Here is a 17,161-nt window from a genome sequence, read left to right as displayed (position 1 = left end):
CTCGCTGCGCGAGGCGCTCCGCCCCGGAACACGGAGGCTCATCCGCGCCCGAAAGCGGCCGCTACGTCGCCGGCTCGACCGTGACGACCTGGAAGGTGTGCATCTCGCCCTCCTCGTCGCGGATCGAGACGTACTCGCCGGGGACGAAGGCGTGGGCGCCGAAGCGGTAGCCGGCCTCGTCGTCGTCATCGGCGCTCTCGTCGTAATCGAACACCCAGCGGGCGTGCTCGGGTCCGCCCGGCTTGTGCACAAGGCGACCGACCTCCTGCTCGTCGCCCCAGAAGCGGCGGACGCGGCAGTGCTCGCGGTTCTTGCGCCATCGCTCGACGTCGATGTGGCCGTCCGGCCCGAGCGGCGCGACGAACTCGTAGCCGTGCTGCGGTGATCCGAGCGGATGGTCCTTCGAGCGGGCGAGATTCAGCCGGATGCGTTTGAAGTCGTGCGGCAACTGGGTCATGGCGGACCTCCTGACGTGCTCCCGGTCGGCGACAGCGCGCCTCGCGCGTATTATGAGTCTGCACCGCGCCGAAGGCACGGCTTTGATCTGGATCGGTATGGACGCCCCGAAAGACGACGATCCGCAGACCCCAAATCCGCAGGCCCCAGATCTGCAGGCCCGAGATCCGCAAGCCGAGGTGCTGGCCTTCCTGGCCGATCCGGCGACGCATGGCGGGGCGCCGGTGGTGCGGATCGACACCCATGCGGCCGCGGTGTTCCTCGCCGGCGACCACGCGCTGAAAATAAAACGCGCCGTCAGGTTCCCGTTCCTCGACTTTTCCACCCTGGACCGGCGACGGGCCGCCTGCGAGGCGGAGATCCGCTGCAACCAGCCCTTCGCGCCGCAGCTCTACGAGGGTGTCGTCGCGATCACGCGTGGTCCGGACCAAACGCTGACGCTGGGCGGGGCGGGGACGCCGGTCGAATGGGCCGTCAGAATGCGGCGCTTCGACGAGACACGCACGCTCGACCGGCTCGCCGACGCCGGCGCGATCGAGGCTCGGCTGGCCGATGCGCTCGGGCGGGTCGTGGCGCAGGCGCATGCCCGCGCGCCGGTCGTCGACGCCGCTCCCTGGATCGCCGCGCTCGGCGATTATATCGCGCAGGACGCCGACGCGTTCGCCGCGCGCCCCGATCTGTTCGAACCGGAGCAGGCAGCGCTGCTGACGGCCCAGGCCCGGGAGACGCTCTCCCGGCGACGCCCGCTGCTGGTGGCGCGCGGACGAGCCGGGCTGGTGCGGCGCGGGCATGGCGACCTGCATCTCGGCAACATCGCGCTGATCGAAGGGCGGCCGGTGCCGTTCGACGCGCTCGAGTTCGACGAGACGGTGGCGTCCGGCGACGTCCTGTACGACCTCGCCTTCCTGCTGATGGATTTTTGGGAGCGCGACCTGCGCGCCGCGGCGAATGTCGTGCTCGACCGCTGGCTCGCCGAGACGGGCCGGCCCGAGGATCTCGACGGGCTCGCCGCGCTGCCGCTGTTCCTGTCGCTGCGCGCCGCCATCCGGGCCAAGGTGACGGCGGCCAAGCCGGTGCGGGCCGGCGACGAGGCGGTGCGCGACGCGGCGGCGCAAAAATACTTTCGGCTCGCCTGCGCGCTGATCGTGCCGCCGTCGCCCGTGCTGGTCGCGATCGGCGGGCTGTCCGGCACGGGAAAATCGGCGGCCGCCCGGGCGCTGGCGCCCGATCTGCGGCCGGCACCCGGTGCCGTGGTGCTGCGCTCCGACGTGCTGCGCAAGACCCTCGCCGGTGTCGACGAGCACGCCCGGCTGCCCGCTTCGGCCTATACCGAGGAGGCGACCGCCCGCGTCTATGCCGAGCTCGTGGCGCACGCCGCCCGCGCGCTCGCGGCCGGCCACAGCGTCGTCGCCGACGCGGTGTTCGCGCGTCCGCGGGAACGTGCCGCGATCGCCGATGCGGCGCGAAGCGCCGGCGTTCCGTTCGCGGGCGTGTTCCTCGCCGCCGATCTCGCCACCCGTATGGCGCGCGTGGGCGGTCGGACCGGGGACGCGTCGGATGCCGATGCGGCGGTCGCGCAACATCAGGAAGGATACGATCTCGGTCCGCTCGACTGGAGCCCGATCGATGCCTCCGGCACGCCGGCCGAGACGATGGCTCGCCTGCGTGCTGCGCTGGTCTCATCCGGATTGCCGACACACAGCGGTCCGCCGGCTCTGCTATAGTTCTCCCCCGACAGCACCAGACGAACGTTGGAATGATCATCGATACCCGCCGCGTCGGCATCGCCCTCGCGGGATACTGCGCCTTCCTCAACCTCTACGCGCCCCAGGCCCTGCTGCCGGCGCTCGCGCACGACTTCGGCGTCACGGCGGCCGAGATCAGCGCCGTGATGACGGCCGGCACGATCTCGATCGCGCTCACGGCGCCGTTCACGGGTGTCGTCACCGACATGCTCGGGCGCAAGCGCGTCATCGTGATCGCGATGCTGCTGGTGGCGGTCCCCACCGTGATGGTGGCGCTCGCCGGCAGCGTGCATCAGATCGTGATCTGGCGGTTCCTGCAGGGATTGGCGCTGCCGCCCGTCTTCGCCACCGCGCTGGCCTATGTGGGGGACGAGTTTCCGCCCGCCGAGGTTCCGGGCGTCGCCGGCATCTACATGATGGGATCGAGTCTCGGCGGCTTCTCGGGGCGGCTCGTCCCGGGGCTGCTCACCGATCTGGTCGGGTGGCGCCTGGCGATCGGCTCGCTCGCGCTGATCACGGTGCTGTGCGCGATCGGCTTCGGCCTGACGCTCGACAAGGAGCGGCACTTCGTGCGCTCCGAAGGGCTGGTCGCCTCGCTGCGCCAGATGCTGCGCCATCTGGTCGACCGGCGGCTGATCCCGCTCTACGCGGTCGGCTTCGGCGTGCTGTTCAACTTCATGGCGGTGTTCACCTATGTGAACTTCCATCTCGCCGGGGCGCCGTATTTCTTCACCCCGTCGATGCTCGGACTGATCTTCCTCACCTATCTGGTCGGCTCGGCCACGGTGCCGTCGATCGGGCGTGCCGTCGCGGCGTTCGGGCGCCGCCGCTTCGTGCTCGGCGTGCTGATCATGTGGGGCGTCGGCGCGGCGCTGCTGCTGACGCCCGCGGTGTGGAGCATCCTGCTGGGCCTGACGATCTGCGCGACCTGTGGGATGATGTGTCAGGGCGTCTCGACCGCCGCCGTCACGGCGACGGCCAAGGAGGGACGCTCCTCGGCGGTCGGGCTGTACATGACGGTGTTCTATGTCGGCGGCAGCGCCGGCGCGTCGCTGCCCGGCCTCGCCTGGGTGATCGGCGGCTGGCCCGCCACCGTCGCGATGGTGCTCGGCACCATCACGGCGATGGCGACGATCGTCGCGGTGTTCTGGCGCAACGCCAAGGCGTGACGCAGCGCGGCGACTCCTGCCGCGTTACGCGCGGCTGCTGATCAGGGGCGGCTTGTCGAGGCCCATCGGCGAATAGGTGAACACCTCGACGCCGGTCTCGGTGACGCCCACCGTGTGCTCGAACTGGGCCGACAGCGAGCGGTCGCGCGTCACCGCGGTCCAGCCGTCGGACAGCACCTTCACGTGCGGGCGGCCGAGATTGATCATCGGCTCCACCGTGAACAGCATGCCGGGGCGCAGCACGATGCCTTCGCCGCGCCGGCCGACATGCACGATGTTCGGCTCGTCGTGGAACAGGCGGCCCAGGCCGTGGCCGCAGAAGTCGCGCACCACGCTCATGTTCTGCGGCTCGACGAAGGCCTCGATGGCGGCGCCGATGTCGCCCGTGGTGGCGCCCGGCTTGATCACGGCGATGCCGCGATTCATCGACTCGAAGGTCACGTCGATCAGCCGCTCGGCCCGGCGCGGGATCTCGCCGACCCCGTACATGCGGCTCGAATCGCCGTGCCAGCCGTCGAGGATCAGCGTCACGTCGATATTGACGATGTCGCCCTCGCGCAGCGGCTTGTCGTTGGGGATGCCGTGGCAGACGACGTGGTTGATCGACGTGCAGGTCGACTTGGTGTAGCCGCGATACATCAGGGTCGCCGGATAGGCCCCGTGATCCATCCCGAACTCGAACACGAGCTGGTTGATCCGGTCGGTCGGTACCCCGGGCTTCACCTCGGGGACCAGCATGTCGAGACAGCGCGCGACGAGCTGGCCCGCCTTGCGCATGCCGGCGAACGCCTCCGGCCCATGCAGCTTGATCTGTCCGTTCTTGCGCAGCGGCGCGGCCGCCGCATCGATATACGTCATGAAAGGTCGGGCCTCGTCGATGCTGTCCCGAATGTAGGCCTTTGGCGCCTCGAATCAATCATCGCGTCGGCGGGGCCGCCGTGTCGGGCCGCCCGGCCCGCACGATCAGCCGCGCCATGCGCTCGATCGACGCCGCATCCTCGCCGATCCGTCCGGTGAGGAGATGCACCCAGTGGAACCCGATATAGAGCTGCAGCAGGTCGTCGGCGTCGGCGGGCGCGATCTCGCCGCGGTCCGCCGCCCGGGTGAACACGCAGGCGAGGTCGGCGAGCCGCAAGGGCAGGAACTTGTCGCGCAGGGCAGCCATCGCCTGCTCGCTCGCCTGCGCCTCGGCCAGCAGGGCCCGGAACGCCACGCCGGACGGCGTCTCGCGCCAGAACCGCCACAGCTCGGTCGTGTAGGCGGCCAGATCGGTGGCGAGCGCGCCGGTGTCCGGCACCACGATGGCGGCCGCCTTGTCGGCCGAGTACACGGCGATGAACAGGTCCGCCTTGGACGGCCACCAGCGATAGATGGTCGGCTTGCCGGCGCCGGCGCGCCGCGCCACCTCGTCGATCGAGAAGCCGGCATAGCCTTTCTCGGCCAAGAGGCTGCGCGCCGCGTCCAGGATGGCCGCCTCGGCGGCCGGACTGCGGCGGGCGCCGATCGAGGCGCGGCGGGACTGCGTCTCGCTCGGAGGCGTGGCGCTCTTCGGCGTGGCGCTCTTGGGCGTGGCGCTTTTGGGCGTGCCGCCCGGCGGTACGGGCTCGCTCATCTCGGCATCCCTTCTGGGGCAGGGGAAGGCGATCCTGGTTGCCCCGGTGCGATGGTCGGCCGACCAACCCCCCGAAAATTCCGACCTCGCCTCTTGACGTAACGAAACGGTCCGTATAGATCAAGCGCCAACAAACGAAACGGTTCGTTTCGTAACGATTTGGAGCCGACCATGCCGTCCCGTTCCTCGATCAACCTTCCGCTGGCCCACCTTCGCTTCGTCGCCATCGCGATGGTGGGCGCCTATGTGGTCATCAACACGCTGCTCGCCCTGGTGTCGCCGCTCACGGCGGGGTGGCCGTTTCCGGCGCTCACGGCCGTGGTCGTGCCGCCCATGGTGATCGCCATGATCCACCTCGTCATCCCGATCGCCCGCCGCGTAGGGACCCGGCCGTGAGCCTGGCGTCCGGGACGGCCGCGAGGGGGCGCGCCGGCGCGACCGGCACGGCGTCCGCGACCTCGATGCCGTCCACCGCGACCCGGCAGCGATGCGCCAGAACCTCGACGCCGGCCGCCCGGGCCCGGTCGAGGCCGGTCCCGTAGGCCGGATCGATGTCGCGGGCGATGTCGAAGGTCTCGGCCGAGCCGATCTGGATCAGGAACAGCATCACGGCCCGCTCGCCCTCCGCCACCCGGGCCGCCAGCTCGTCGAGATGGCGGGCGCCGCGGGCCGTCACGGCGTCGGGAAACTCGGCGAGGCCCGGCCGCCGCATCAGGGTGACGCTCTTGATCTCGACCCAGCAGGGCGGGCCCGACGGATCGTCGAGCAGCAGGTCGCAGCGCGACGCGGCCCCGTATCTCACCTCGCGGCGCAGGCCGGCGTAACCGGCGAGCGGCGGGATGGCACCCGCCGCAATGGCCGCCGCGACCAGGCCGTTGGGATGCGCCGTGTTGACGCCGACGAGCTCCGGCCCGGCCCCGACGTCGACCTCCACCAGCTCCCACGAGTGCGCGAGCTTGCGGCCCGGCTTGTCGGAGCGCGACAGCCACACGCGCGATCCCGGCACGGCGAGGCCCAGCATGCTGCCCGGATTGGCGACGTGAACCGTGATCACGGTGCCGTCCGGCATCACGACGTCGGCGAGGAAGCGCTTGTAGCGGCGCAGCAGCGTCGCTGGGATCAACGGGGCGGGGAACAGCATGAAGGCTCAGGCCGGGAGGCGGCCGCCGAGGTCGTCCTCGACATGGATGCGGACGATCTCGTCGAACGAGGATTCAGCGACGAAGCCGAGGGCGCGGGCGCGCGCCGCGTCGAAGCGATGCGGCCAGCCGGCGACGATGCGCTCCACCAGCGGATCGGGCGCGCGCCGGATCCGCGCCACCGCGGCATCGCCGGCGACGCGGCGCAGGGCCTCGATCTGCTCGCCGACCGTGCAGCACACGCCCGGCATCGTGATGTTGATGCGAGGCCCCAGGACGTCGCGCGACAGCCCGGCGGCGTGAATCAGGAAGCCCACGGTGGCGCGCGGCGAGGCATGGGTGTGCAGCACGTCCTCGGACACCGGCAGCACCGTGTCGCGCCCGGCCAGCGGCTCGCGGATGATGGCCGAGAAGAAGCCCGAGGCCGCCTTGTTGGGCGGCCCCGGGCGGACGCACACGGCCGGCAGCCGCAGGCCGACGCCGTCCAGGAAGCCGCGGCGGCTGTAGTCGGCCAGCATCAGCTCGCACATCGCCTTCTGGGTGCCGTAGGAGGTCAGCGGCGTGAGGTGGAAGTCGTCCGGGATCACGTCCGGAAACGGTGCGCCGAACACCGCGCAGGACGACGTGAAGACGACCTTGGGCCGATAGCCACCGCCCACCTCGCGCACCGCCTCGAGCAGCATCCGCGTGCCGTCGAGATTGGCGTGGTAGCCCTTCTCGAGGTCCATCTCGGCCTCGGCCGAGACGACGCCGGCGCCGTGGAACACCACCTCGGGCCGGGCCGAGATCAGCCGCTCCGCGACGCCGGCCGCAGCCAGATCGGCGGTGACGCGGCTCACCGCGCCGGCGAAGCCGGCCGGAACCGGCGGCGCGACGATGTCGGAGAGCGTCAGGACCGTGATGGCGGCGCCGGCCAGCGCCCCCTCTTGCCCGAGCCGCTCGGCGAGCTTGCGGCCGATCATGCCGGCCGCTCCCGTCACCATCACGTGCATGCGTCTCCCCGGCTGTTCTGTCGCGCCGCCGCGATCCTAGCAGCCCGCGGCTCGCGTGCACGCACCGCACCGGCCGATCGGGCACCCCCCTGGCGTCCTAGACGGAAATGACTAAACGCGTGAATTCCAGCACAACCTTGTGGAAACAGGCGGGGGTAACTCGATACGTGCGATGGCGGTCCAGCGTCGGTTCTGAAATGATTCGCGGGTCGGAAGCGCCCGACGGAGACCCGCATGTCGATCCTGGACCGGACTCTGGCAAGCGGCGCCTCGCCGGCCGACGACGCTGCGGCCGATCCGCGTGTGCTGGCCGAGCTGGCGCCGACCGGCCGCCTGCGCGTTGCCGTCGTGGTCGGGCCGACACCGTCCGCCATCTATGCGGTTCGCGACAGGGCGGGCGATTCGCTGCGGGGCGTGACCGTGACGCTCGCCCAGATGCTGGCCGAGAGGGCAGGCGTGCCGCTCTGGTTCGTCCCCTTGCGCAGCACCGGCGAGATCCAGGCGTCGGCCGCCGGCGGCGTGTGGGACGTGAGCTTCCTGCCGGTGGACGACGAGCGCCGCGCGCTGGTCGACTTCGGCAGCGCCTATCATGTCCTGCGGAGCACCTATCTGGTTCCGGCAGGCTCGCGCATCCGCGTGCTGGCGGATGCGGACGCGCCCGGAACGCGGATCACCGGGGTGCGCGACACCGCCACGCTGCGTGCGTCCATGCGGGCGTCCCCCCGCGCCACCCATCTGGCCGTCGAATCGCCGGAGGATCTCGTCGCCATGATGCACGGCGGCAATGCCGACGCGATCGCCATGGGACGTGAATCGCTCGGCGGCATCGCGGGCGAGATCGAAGGATCGCGCATTCTCGACGGCGCCTTCCTGACCACCTCGACGGCCGTGGCCGTCCCCCAGGGGCGACCGCGGGCGCGCGCCTTCGCCGCGGCCGTCGTCGAGGAGGCAAAAGCGTCCGGCCTCGTGCGCGAGGCCTTCGATCGGCTCGGACTGACCACGGCCGTCGTGGCCCCGGCCGGCACCTGGCCGTAGCGGCACAGCACTCTACAGCGCGAGCAGCCCCGCCGATCCGCCTTCGGTGCCGAAGCCGAGGCGGGTGCCGGCAGCGTTCCAGGCGAGCGCCGAGACGGCGCCGCCGCCGGGATGCCGGACCACGATCTCGGCGGAATCCTCGAGCCGGACCAGCAGGACGAGGCCGTTGTCGAAGCCGACCGCCGTGACGGCCTGGGCCGGATGGCATGCCACCGCGACGATCAGGTTCGCGGTCGGGGCGAGCAGGCGCGGCTGCTGGCCCATCGGTCCGTCCTTGCCATGGAACGGCCACAGCACCAGCGTGTCGGCGCCCGCGGTCGCGAGCTCGCGTCCGTCCGCCGTCCACGATACCGACTTCACCTTGGTGGCGTAGCCGGACATCCGCATGTGCTTGCCGTCGGCGATGCGCCAGCCGTGCAGCGCCGGCTCCTGCATCGAGGTGACGAGGAAGCGGCCGTCGGGGCTGAAGGTCACGCCGACATGCGAGCCTTTCCATTCGAGCGTCTCGGGCGCCGTCTGGGCGTTGGGGAACCACAGCGAGGCGCCGCCGTAATGGGCGATGGCGAGCCGCAGGCCTTTCGGCGCGAAGGCGAGCCCGCCGACCGTCGAGCCGACCTCGGTGGTGCGGGTCTCGCCCTTGGCGGTGCGGACGAAGGCCTGCTTGCCGGCCGACCAGGCGACGACGCCGTCGCGGCCGACCGCGACATTGTCGATCCATCGGCGCTTGGCGTCAGCGGCGATCTCGGTCGTGGTCCCGTCGGGCGCCGTGGCCATCACCCGGCCGTCGTCGCCGCCGGTGATCAGGCGGCTGCCGTCGCCGGCCGCGCCGAGGATTCCACCGCCGTGAACCGGGACATGGCGCTCGGTGCCGTCGTCGCCGGCCAGCAGCACGGTCTCCTCGCCCAGCGCGAAGGCGGCGGTCTCGCGTCCCTTCGGGCCGACGAAGCCGACCGCGACCACGGGTCCGCCAGCGTCGATGCTGCGGGTCCGCTCGACGAGCGAATTGGTCGGGGCCGAGGTGTCGCTCATGACGCGAAGCAGCGCTCGACGCCGTCGCGGATGAGCTTCTCGGGCAGCTCGCGGCCGATGAAGACGAGGCGGCTGTCGCGCGTCTCGTCGTCGCGCCACGGACGCTGATGGTCGCCGTCCAGGATCATGTGGACGCCCTGGAAGACGAACCGGTCGGGGTCGTCCTTGAACGACAGGATGCCCTTGCAGCGCAGGATCTTCGGGCCTTCCTCGGCGACCAGCTTCTGGATCCAGGGGAAGAACTTGTCGGGATCGAGCGGCCGGTCGGTCTTGATCGACACCGACTGGATGTGCTCGTCGTGATAGTGCTTCAGCCCGTGGCCGTGGCCATGATCGTCGTGATGGTGGCCGTGATCGTGATCATGACCGCAATCGCAACCGTCGTGATGATCGTGATCATGACCGTGACCGTGATCGTGGTGCTCGTCCTTCTCCAGGAAGGCCGGCTCGATCTCCAGGATGCGGTCCAGGTCGAAGGCGTTTCGCCCGAGGACCTCGGCGATCGGGATGCTGCAGCGCTCGGTGCGGTGCAGCCGGGCATAGGGGTTGATCGCGCGCACATGCGCCTCGACGTCCAAAAGCTCGTCGGGGCCGACCAGGTCGGTCTTGTTGAGCAGGATCACGTCGGCGAAGGCGATCTGGTTCTTCGCCTCGGGCGCGTCCTTCAGGCGGTCGCGCAGCCACTTGGCGTCGGCCACCGTGACCACCGCGTCGAGCTTGGCCGCCTTGCCGACATCGGCGTCGACGAAGAATGTCTGGGCCACCGGCGCCGGGTCGGCGAGCCCGGTGGTCTCCACCACGATCGCGTCGAACTTGCCGCGGCGCCGCATCAAGCCTTCGATGATCCGGATGAGGTCGCCCCGCACCGTGCAGCACAGGCATCCGTTGTTCATCTCGAACACCTCCTCGTCGGCCGAGACGACGAGGTCGTTGTCGATGCCGATCTCGCCGAACTCGTTGACGATGACGGCGAAGCGGAAGCCGTGCGGCTCCGACAGGATGCGGTTGAGGAGGGTGGTCTTGCCCGCACCGAGATAACCGGTGAGGACCGTGACGGGGATCTTGTCGGTCATGGAGGGCTCCGTTCGGCCTCTATATAGGGGACCGGGTGGCCGAGGGGAAACCCCGGGAGGCGAGCTTCGGCCTTAATCCCTCGGCGGGTCCGGCGTATAAGGCGCCATGTCCGGTTCCGGCCCCCTCCAGTCTCCCGAAAACCTCCCGTCGGCCGGCAGGCCCGCCTCCGCGGCCCGCCTGACTGCGCTGGCCGACCGGATCGACCGGATCACGGCCGCCGTGTTCCGGGTCGCCGCCTGGGGCGCCCTGGCTGTCGTCCTGGTCCAGCTCGCCGTGGTGCTGGGCCGCTACGCGCTGGGAATCGGCTCGCTGTGGCTGCAGGAGACTGCCGTCTACGCCCATGCGGGGTTGTTCCTGCTGGCCTCGGCCTGGACGCTGGCGCGCGGTGGCCATGTCCGGGTCGACATCCTCTACGCCCGCGCGACGCCGCGCCGGCGGGCGCTCGTCGATGCCCTCGGCACTGTGCTGTTCCTGTTTCCCTTCGCGGTCGTGCTGCTGTGGCTGTCGCTGCCCTATGTGACGCGCTCCTGGGTGCTGCTCGAGCGCTCGCGCGAGGCGAGCGGGCTGCCGCTGGTGTTCCTGCTCAAGAGCCTGATCCCGGCCTTCGCGGGGCTGATGCTGCTGCAGGGCGTCGCCCAGCTCCTGCGTGCCGTCCAGGTGCTGGCCGGCGCCGAACCGACGACGGCGCGCGGGTAGGCCATGGACGTTCAGAGTCTCGTCGCGATCCTGATGGTGGTCTCCACCGTCGCGCTGCTGATGGCCGGCTATCCGGTCGCCCTGACGCTCGCCGGCGTCGCGCTCGCCTTCGTCGCCCTCGGCGACCTGTTCGGCGTGATGACGCCGAGCCTGCTCGGCGCGCTGCCGCAGCGCATCTTCGGGGTGATGACCAACGAGGTACTGCTGGCGATCCCGCTGTTCGTCTTCATGGGCGTCATGCTGGAGCGCTCGCGCGTCGCCGAGGATCTGCTGGAGGCGCTGGGCCGGTTGCTCGGGCGGCTGCACGGCGGGCTCGCCGTCGCGGTCGTCATCGTCGGCGTGCTGCTCGCCGCGGCGAAGGGCATCGTCGGCGCCACCACGGTGACGATGGGGCTGATCGTGCTGCCGACCATGCTGCGGCACGGCTACGACAAGCGGCTCGCCGCCGGCACCGTCGCGGCGACCGCGACGCTCGCCCAGATTTTTCCGCCGGCCACCGTGCTGGTGCTGCTCGGCGACCAGATGAGCAACGCCTATCAGGCGGCCCAGCTCGCCCAGGGCAATTTCGCGCCGCAGTCGGTGACGGTGAGCGACCTGTTCGCCGGCGCCATCCTGCCGGCCTTCGGCCTGGTGGTGCTCTACATCGTGTTCCTGGTCGGGATCGCGGTCGTCGCCCCGACGTCGTCTCCCGCGATCCCGCCCGATCCGTCGGCGCCGCACGGGCTGGCGCTGGTGCGGCGCGCTCTCGCCGTGCTGGTCGCGCCGATCCTGCTGATCGTCGCCGTGCTGGGCTCGATCCTGGGGGGCCTCGCGACGCCGACCGAGGCGGCCGCGGTCGGGGCCTTCGGGGCGATGCTGCTCGCCGCGCGGCCCGATCCGCGCGCCTGGGGGGCGTGGCTCGCGCTGGTCGCCGCGGCGGTCGCGCTGCTTCGGCTCCTGTCGTCGCACGGCTACGATCCACGCGCCCTCGTCACGGGCGAGGTCGGCGCCTTGCTGCCGGCCGCCCTGCTGGTGGCCGCGGGCGCGCTGCTGCTGCAGCCGGTGCTCCGGGTGCATCGGCAGGGCTTCCTGGTGCCGGTGCTCTCGCGCACCGCCGAGGTCACCAGCATGATCTTCCTGATCCTGATCGGCGCGACGCTGTTCAGCCTGGTCTTTCGCGGGCTCGGCGGCGACGATCTGGTGCATCGCGCGCTGTCCGACCTGCCGGGCGGCACGGCCGGCGCCGTGCTCACCGTCATGCTGGCGATCTTCCTGCTCGGCTTCGTGATGGACGCCTTCGAGATCATCTTCGTGGTGGTGCCGATCGTCGGGCCGGCGCTGCTCCGGCTTCCCGGCGTCGATCCGGTCTGGCTCGCCGTGATGATCGCCCTGAACCTGCAGACCTCCTACATCCACCCGCCGCTCGGCCCGACGCTGTTCTTTTTGCGCGGCGTCGCGCCAAAAGAGATCAGCACGGCCGACATCTATGTCGGCGCGATCCCATTCGTGCTGATCCAGCTCCTCGCGCTGCTGTGCCTGTGGTTCGTTCCCGCCGTGGCGACCTGGCTGCCGGGCGTGCTGTACGGGGGATGATGCCTCACGCGCCGGCGGCTGCCGGTACGACGGGAGGACTGGGGGACGCCACCGTGGACGGCTCCGCCGCGGCAGCCTGCTCGGGCTCGGCCTGGCGGGCGGCCGCGCTGGCGGCGTCGACGCAGGCGTTCACGGCGTCGGTGAGCGAATCGACGTAGAGGTCGGCACCCATGGTGGTGCGCACGCTCTCGCCTTCCGGAGCGTCGGCCTGCGGCGGCCACAGGCCGACCAGCACCGGAACGCCCGGCAACTGCCGGCGCAGGCGGCGGATCAGGTAGCGGGTGCGGGCGAGGTTGCCGGTGGTCTCGACCAGCGAGATGCAGACGAAAGCGATTCCGTCCCGATTCAGCCCCGCCACATGCACGCGCGACAGCCGGTCGCTCGTCAGCTCGCGGGCGCCCAGCCCGTGCTTGCCGAGGAGCTGCATCAGCATCGCGGTCGCGGCCTCGTCGAGCGGGCTCGCGCCGGCGATGCACAGCACGGGTGAGGGGCAGCGCCAAGCGCCGGTGCGGGCCTCGACCGGCGGGGCCATGCGGCCGGGCGGGGCGTCGTCGTCGCTCTCCGGCGGGGGCTCCACCGGGCTCGCGCCCTCGATCACCGGCGCCGGCTCGCGATCGTCGTACTCGTCCAGCTCCTCGACGAGATCGCGCACCGAATCGGCGATGCGGCGGATGCGCGAAGGGCCGAGCACGCCGCGCAGCGAATCCTCCGCCGCCAGCGCTAGCCCGCGCAACGCCACCTCGTCGTAATAGCCGGACAGCGAGCGGGTCTTCAGCAGGGTCTCGGCCTGGTCCTGCACCTCGTCGGGATCAGCGGCCAGCATTCGCTGGTAGAACGTCTCGGTCGCCGTCAGCGCTGGTCTGTCGCCGAGCAGCACATCGAGAAACTCGAGCCGCTCGACGTGCCGCCCGAGCACCACCAGGCACAGGGTCAGCGGCGTCGCCAGCACCAGGCCGATCGGGCCCCACAGCCACGTCCAGAACACGGTGGCGATCAGCACCGACACGGGCGACAGCCCGGTGGAGTGCCCGTAGACCACCGGCTCGACCACCTGGCCCATCACCGGCTCGGTGATGACGAAGAGCGCCGCGGTGTACAGGAACATCGTCCAACCGGGATCGACGGCGGCGGCGACGATCAGCGGCAGCGCGGCCGCGATCCAGGCGCCGACATAGGGCACGAACCGGCACAGTCCGGCCAGGATGCCCCACAGCACCGGGCTCGGCAGCCCGATGAAGTAGAGTCCCACCGTCACCAGCACGCCGAACGCGGTGTTGAGGGCGAGCTGGGTGAGGAAGAACTTGCTCAGCCGCCGGCCCGCATCGTTGAGTGCGACCGTGGTTCGGTGCAGGTCGCGCGACCCGAACAGTCGGATGAAGCGGTCGCGCAGATCCTCCTTCTGCAGAAGGATGAAGGTGACGAAGACCAGCACGATGCCGAGCGTCGCGAGCGGACTCAGCACCGGCGAGACGTAGCGCTGCACCAGCGACATGGTGGAAGGCGGACCGGCTCCCTCGCCGTTCTGGCCGCCGTTCGGCGCGGGCTTCGGGCCGCCTTGGCCTTGCGGCTCGCCCTGTGACGGCGCGGCCTGCGGGGCCCCGGGCTGTGACGGCTGCGCGTCGCTCGGCTGCATCTGCTCGACATGCTCCATGAGCCGCGAGATGCGCCCGAGCGTCTGGTCCCGGACCGTTTCGACCTTCTCCCGGATGGTCGATTCGTAACGGGGAAAATCCTGGGCGAAGGTGGCGATCTGGCTGCCGATCATGGCGCCGATCGACGACATCACGGCGAGCGCGAACACCACCGACACCAGCACGGCCGGCACCCGGCCGAGCCGCAGCCAGCGCAGCGCCCGTACCAGCGGCGCCAGCACGAAGGTGAGCAGCATGGCCAGCGTGATCGGCACCAGCACGTCGCGGGCGAGGTAGAGCGCCGCCACCACCACGACGCCGACCGCCAGCGTGAGAAGCTCCGACGAGGTGGGACTGTCCGCGGCCTGGATCTGCGCGGCGGCGCCGCGCTCGGTGTCCGACATCTCGTGGTTCTCCAACGCGCCCGGCGCGCACGATCGGCCCGTGGCCGGGCCGCACGGCCGGACCGGCCGCGCAAGACAACGCGCAAGGCGCGAAACGGTGCCGGCCTGCCTCGGTTCGCCGGCCCTGCGGTGCGCTGGCGTCGGCTGGGAACTTTCGCCCGGCACTCCGGTTGAGAGTGGCTGGCGCGCGCGGCATCGCGCTACTCCGCCGCTGCGCCTCGTCCCGTACCCCGTGATCGAGCGTCGACGTCGTCGCTGCCGCTGCACTGCCGGCGGGGCGTCGGCTCTCGCGCCGGCCGGTCTCGGGAATCCTCGATCGTCCCGTGGAGACCGAAAGCAGATGACCCAGCACGTCACCCCGCCGACCATGCCGGCGACTCCCGTGAGGCCGCGTTCCGTCACGGGCGGCGCCTTGCGGATCCGCGAGGGCTCGCCGCATCCGCTCGGTGCCACCTGGACGGGGCTGGGCGTCAATTTCGCGCTGTTCTCGGCCCATGCCACGAAGGTCGAGCTGTGCCTGTTCGACGACCACGGCGAGAAGGAGATCGAGCGCATCGAGCTGCCCGAGTTCACCGACGAGGTGTGGCACGGCTTCCTGCCCGACGCGCGCCCGGGCACGATCTACGGCTACCGGGTGCACGGCCCCTACGAGCCGCAGCACGGCCACCGCTTCAACCCCAACAAGCTGGTGCTCGATCCTTATGCCAAGGCCGTCATCGGCCAGCTCAAATGGGGCCCCGAGCTGTTCGGCTACCAGCTCGAGACGCAGGACGACACGACCTTCGACGAGCGCGACAGCGCGCCCAACATGCTCAAATGCCGCGTCGTCGACCCGGCCTTCACCTGGGGCGACGTGCGCTCGCCCAAGACGCCGTTCGATCGCACGATCGTCTACGAGATGCACGTGAAGGGCTTCACCAAGCTGCATCCGGACGTGCCGGAGCCGCTGCGCGGCACCTTCCGCGGGCTCGGCCATCCGAGCGTGATCGAGCACCTCACCCGGCTCGGCGTCACGGCCGTGGAGCTCCTGCCGATCCACGCCTTCGTCGACGACAGCTATCTGCTCGAGAAGAACCTGGTGAACTACTGGGGCTACAACTCGATCAGCTTCTTCGCTCCGGAGCGGCGCTACGCGGCGGTGCCGGACTTCGCCTTCTCCGAGTTCAAGGAGATGGTGGCGCGGCTGAACGATTCCGGCATCGAGGTGATCCTCGACGTCGTCTACAATCACACGGCCGAGGGCAACGAGCGCGGCCCGACCCTGTCGTTCAAGGGCATCGACAACGCCGCCTATTATCGGCTGCTGCCCGACCAGCCGCGCTACTACATCAACGACACCGGCACCGGCAACACGCTGAACCTGTCGCATCAGCGCGTGCTCCAGATGGTCACGGACAGCCTGCGCTACTGGGTCGAGGAGATGCATGTCGACGGCTTCCGCTTCGACCTCGGCACCATCCTGGCCCGCGAGCCCTACGGGTTCGACGAGGGCGGCGGCTTCCTGGACTCGTGCCGGCAGGACCCGGTGCTCTCCTCGGTGAAGCTGATCACCGAGCCGTGGGACTGCGGCCCGGGCGGCTATCAGGTCGGCCGCTTCCCGCCCGGCTGGGCGGAGTGGAACGACCGCTATCGCGACACGATGCGCAAGTTCTGGAAGGGCGACGAGAGCCAGCTCGCCGAGTTCGCGACGCGGCTCACCGGGTCCGGCGACCTGTTCAATCGACGCGGCCGCAAGCCGTGGGCGAGCGTCAACTTCATCACGGCGCACGACGGCTTCACGCTCAACGACGTGGTCAGCTACAACGACAAGCACAACGAGGCGAACGGCGAGGACAATCGCGACGGCCACAACGCCAACTACACCTGGAACCACGGCGCCGAGGGGCCGACCGACGACCCCGGCATCAAGGCGCTGCGCGAGCGGCAGAAGCGCAATCTGCTCGCGACGCTGCTGCTCAGCCAGGGCACGCCCATGCTCACGGCCGGCGACGAGTTCGGCCGCACCCAGCACGGCAACAACAACGCCTATTGCCAGGACAACGAGATCAGCTGGGTCGACTGGAATCTCGGCCCGGAGGGCGAGGCGCTCTACGACTTCGCCGCGCGCGTCATCGCGATCCGCCGCGCCTATGCGGTGCTGCGCCGGAATCGCTTCGTCTCCGGCGAGTGGAACGAGGAGCTCGGCGTCCGCGACGCGACATGGCTGACGCCGGCCGGAACCGAGATGGGCTCGGAGCAGTGGGGCGATCCCTTCGCCAAATGCATGGGCGTCGTCTTCGACGGCCGCGCCCAGGCGAGCGGCATCCGCCGGCGCGGCAGCGATGCCACCATGCTGCTGATCGTCAACGCCGCCGACATCCCGGTGAAGTTCAAGCTGCCGGAGGTGACGGCCGGACGCTCATGGTTGCGGCTGATCGACACCAATCTCGAAACGGTCGAGACCGACGACGACGACCTCGAGAGCTTCCGGCTCGGTGACGAGTACGAGGTCACGGCCCGTTCGATGCTTCTGTTCCGGCTGCTGCCGGCGCGCCGGCGCTGACCAGGGCGGGCGTTCGCCGTTCGCGATCCGAAACAGGCCAGAAACGAGAGCGCCGTCACCCGCGG

General features: G+C 70.5%; 15 protein-coding genes. 7 read left to right on the top strand and 8 right to left on the bottom strand.

The genetic code is table 11. The annotated features are described in order from the left end of the window. Positions 1 to 61: 61 nt before the first annotated feature. On the bottom strand, positions 62 to 457 hold the full coding sequence (locus tag CH341_RS17430; protein ID WP_111420273.1) for a hypothetical protein: 396 nt from the start codon (positions 455 to 457) through the stop codon (positions 62 to 64). Between the two features lie 97 nt (positions 458 to 554). Here CH341_RS17430 and CH341_RS17425 point away from each other — a divergent pair, with 97 nt between their 5' ends. Next, positions 555 to 2,180, top strand: coding sequence for a bifunctional aminoglycoside phosphotransferase/ATP-binding protein (locus CH341_RS17425; RefSeq protein WP_170149671.1), 1,626 nt, complete (start codon positions 555 to 557; stop codon positions 2,178 to 2,180). 32 nt (positions 2,181 to 2,212) lie between these two features. Continuing rightward, positions 2,213 to 3,370 (top strand): MFS transporter, encoded by a 1,158-nt coding sequence (locus tag CH341_RS17420; protein ID WP_111420272.1) that lies wholly within the window; start codon positions 2,213 to 2,215, stop codon positions 3,368 to 3,370. A 24-nt stretch (positions 3,371 to 3,394) separates the two neighbouring features. Here CH341_RS17420 and map read toward each other — a convergent pair whose 3' ends face one another. Continuing rightward, positions 3,395 to 4,228 (bottom strand): type I methionyl aminopeptidase, encoded by an 834-nt coding sequence (map, locus tag CH341_RS17415; protein ID WP_111420271.1) that lies wholly within the window; start codon positions 4,226 to 4,228, stop codon positions 3,395 to 3,397. Between the two features lie 58 nt (positions 4,229 to 4,286). After that, positions 4,287 to 4,982: a TetR/AcrR family transcriptional regulator gene (locus CH341_RS17410; protein WP_111420270.1), complete on the bottom strand. Its 696-nt coding sequence runs from the start codon at positions 4,980 to 4,982 to the stop codon at positions 4,287 to 4,289. Between the two features lie 171 nt (positions 4,983 to 5,153). Here CH341_RS17410 and CH341_RS17405 point away from each other — a divergent pair, with 171 nt between their 5' ends. Continuing rightward, positions 5,154 to 5,378 (top strand): putative antibiotic biosynthesis monooxygenase, encoded by a 225-nt coding sequence (locus tag CH341_RS17405; RefSeq protein WP_111420269.1) that lies wholly within the window; start codon positions 5,154 to 5,156, stop codon positions 5,376 to 5,378. Here the strand turns inward: CH341_RS17405 and sfsA are convergent. Together sfsA and denD are read right to left on the bottom strand one after the other, a co-directional pair. Next, a complete protein-coding gene (sfsA, locus tag CH341_RS17400) occupies positions 5,341 to 6,123 on the bottom strand; it encodes a DNA/RNA nuclease SfsA (RefSeq protein ID WP_111420268.1) in 783 nt (260 codons plus the stop codon). The genes CH341_RS17405 and sfsA overlap by 38 nt on opposite strands. Positions 6,124 to 6,129: 6 nt before the next feature. Then, entirely contained in the window at positions 6,130 to 7,113 is a 984-nt protein-coding gene (denD, locus tag CH341_RS17395) for a D-erythronate dehydrogenase (RefSeq protein WP_111420267.1), read from the bottom strand. A 234-nt stretch (positions 7,114 to 7,347) separates the two neighbouring features. Here denD and CH341_RS17390 point away from each other — a divergent pair, with 234 nt between their 5' ends. Then, positions 7,348 to 8,148, top strand: a complete 801-nt coding sequence (locus CH341_RS17390; RefSeq protein WP_111420266.1) for a transporter substrate-binding domain-containing protein — start codon at positions 7,348 to 7,350, stop codon at positions 8,146 to 8,148. Between the two features lie 12 nt (positions 8,149 to 8,160). Here the strand turns inward: CH341_RS17390 and CH341_RS17385 are convergent, their stop codons facing one another. Continuing rightward, positions 8,161 to 9,177, bottom strand: a complete 1,017-nt coding sequence (locus CH341_RS17385; RefSeq protein ID WP_111420265.1) for a WD40 repeat domain-containing protein — start codon at positions 9,175 to 9,177, stop codon at positions 8,161 to 8,163. Next, a complete protein-coding gene (locus CH341_RS17380) occupies positions 9,174 to 10,250 on the bottom strand; it encodes a CobW family GTP-binding protein (protein WP_111420264.1) in 1,077 nt (358 codons plus the stop codon). Before CH341_RS17380 ends, CH341_RS17385 begins: the two co-directional genes overlap by 4 nt. Positions 10,251 to 10,356: 106 nt before the next feature. On the opposite strand from CH341_RS17380, the gene CH341_RS17375 reads away from it, so the two are divergent. Beyond that, a complete protein-coding gene (locus tag CH341_RS17375; protein ID WP_111420263.1) occupies positions 10,357 to 10,947 on the top strand; it encodes a TRAP transporter small permease subunit in 591 nt (196 codons plus the stop codon). Positions 10,948 to 10,950: 3 nt separating this feature from the next. Further along, positions 10,951 to 12,519 carry a TRAP transporter large permease gene (locus CH341_RS17370; RefSeq protein ID WP_111420262.1) on the top strand — a complete coding sequence of 523 codons (1,569 nt, stop codon included), beginning with the start codon at positions 10,951 to 10,953 and terminating at the stop codon, positions 12,517 to 12,519. 4 nt (positions 12,520 to 12,523) lie between these two features. Here CH341_RS17370 and CH341_RS17365 read toward each other — a convergent pair whose 3' ends face one another. Next, positions 12,524 to 14,554 (bottom strand): AI-2E family transporter, encoded by a 2,031-nt coding sequence (locus CH341_RS17365; RefSeq protein ID WP_111420275.1) that lies wholly within the window; start codon positions 14,552 to 14,554, stop codon positions 12,524 to 12,526. Between the two features lie 367 nt (positions 14,555 to 14,921). On the opposite strand from CH341_RS17365, the gene glgX reads away from it, so the two are divergent. Continuing rightward, the gene (gene glgX / locus CH341_RS17360; protein WP_111420274.1) at positions 14,922 to 17,096 is read left to right on the top strand and encodes a glycogen debranching protein GlgX; all 2,175 of its coding nucleotides are present in this window, start codon (positions 14,922 to 14,924) and stop codon (positions 17,094 to 17,096) included. Positions 17,097 to 17,161 lie beyond the last annotated feature (65 nt).

The sequence above is a fragment of the Rhodoplanes roseus genome, assembly GCF_003258865.1.
Lineage (GTDB): Bacteria > Pseudomonadota > Alphaproteobacteria > Rhizobiales > Xanthobacteraceae > Rhodoplanes > Rhodoplanes roseus.
This window is presented reverse-complemented; position numbering and strand designations above follow the sequence as displayed.

What these genes read in the sequence shown, in the direction of transcription:
- CH341_RS17430 (WP_111420273.1), bottom strand. Translation starts at nt 457, where the DNA reads ATGACCCAGTTGCCGCACGACTTCAAACGCATCCGGCTGAATCTCGCC.
- CH341_RS17425 (WP_170149671.1), top strand. Translation starts at nt 555, where the DNA reads ATGGACGCCCCGAAAGACGACGATCCGCAGACCCCAAATCCGCAGGCC.
- CH341_RS17420 (WP_111420272.1), top strand. Translation starts at nt 2,213, where the DNA reads ATGATCATCGATACCCGCCGCGTCGGCATCGCCCTCGCGGGATACTGC.
- map (WP_111420271.1), bottom strand. Translation starts at nt 4,228, where the DNA reads ATGACGTATATCGATGCGGCGGCCGCGCCGCTGCGCAAGAACGGACAG.
- CH341_RS17410 (WP_111420270.1), bottom strand. Translation starts at nt 4,982, where the DNA reads ATGAGCGAGCCCGTACCGCCGGGCGGCACGCCCAAAAGCGCCACGCCC.
- CH341_RS17405 (WP_111420269.1), top strand. Translation starts at nt 5,154, where the DNA reads ATGCCGTCCCGTTCCTCGATCAACCTTCCGCTGGCCCACCTTCGCTTC.
- sfsA (WP_111420268.1), bottom strand. Translation starts at nt 6,123, where the DNA reads ATGCTGTTCCCCGCCCCGTTGATCCCAGCGACGCTGCTGCGCCGCTAC.
- denD (WP_111420267.1), bottom strand. Translation starts at nt 7,113, where the DNA reads ATGCACGTGATGGTGACGGGAGCGGCCGGCATGATCGGCCGCAAGCTC.
- CH341_RS17390 (WP_111420266.1), top strand. Translation starts at nt 7,348, where the DNA reads ATGTCGATCCTGGACCGGACTCTGGCAAGCGGCGCCTCGCCGGCCGAC.
- CH341_RS17385 (WP_111420265.1), bottom strand. Translation starts at nt 9,177, where the DNA reads ATGAGCGACACCTCGGCCCCGACCAATTCGCTCGTCGAGCGGACCCGC.
- CH341_RS17380 (WP_111420264.1), bottom strand. Translation starts at nt 10,250, where the DNA reads ATGACCGACAAGATCCCCGTCACGGTCCTCACCGGTTATCTCGGTGCG.
- CH341_RS17375 (WP_111420263.1), top strand. Translation starts at nt 10,357, where the DNA reads ATGTCCGGTTCCGGCCCCCTCCAGTCTCCCGAAAACCTCCCGTCGGCC.
- CH341_RS17370 (WP_111420262.1), top strand. Translation starts at nt 10,951, where the DNA reads ATGGACGTTCAGAGTCTCGTCGCGATCCTGATGGTGGTCTCCACCGTC.
- CH341_RS17365 (WP_111420275.1), bottom strand. Translation starts at nt 14,554, where the DNA reads ATGTCGGACACCGAGCGCGGCGCCGCCGCGCAGATCCAGGCCGCGGAC.
- glgX (WP_111420274.1), top strand. Translation starts at nt 14,922, where the DNA reads ATGCCGGCGACTCCCGTGAGGCCGCGTTCCGTCACGGGCGGCGCCTTG.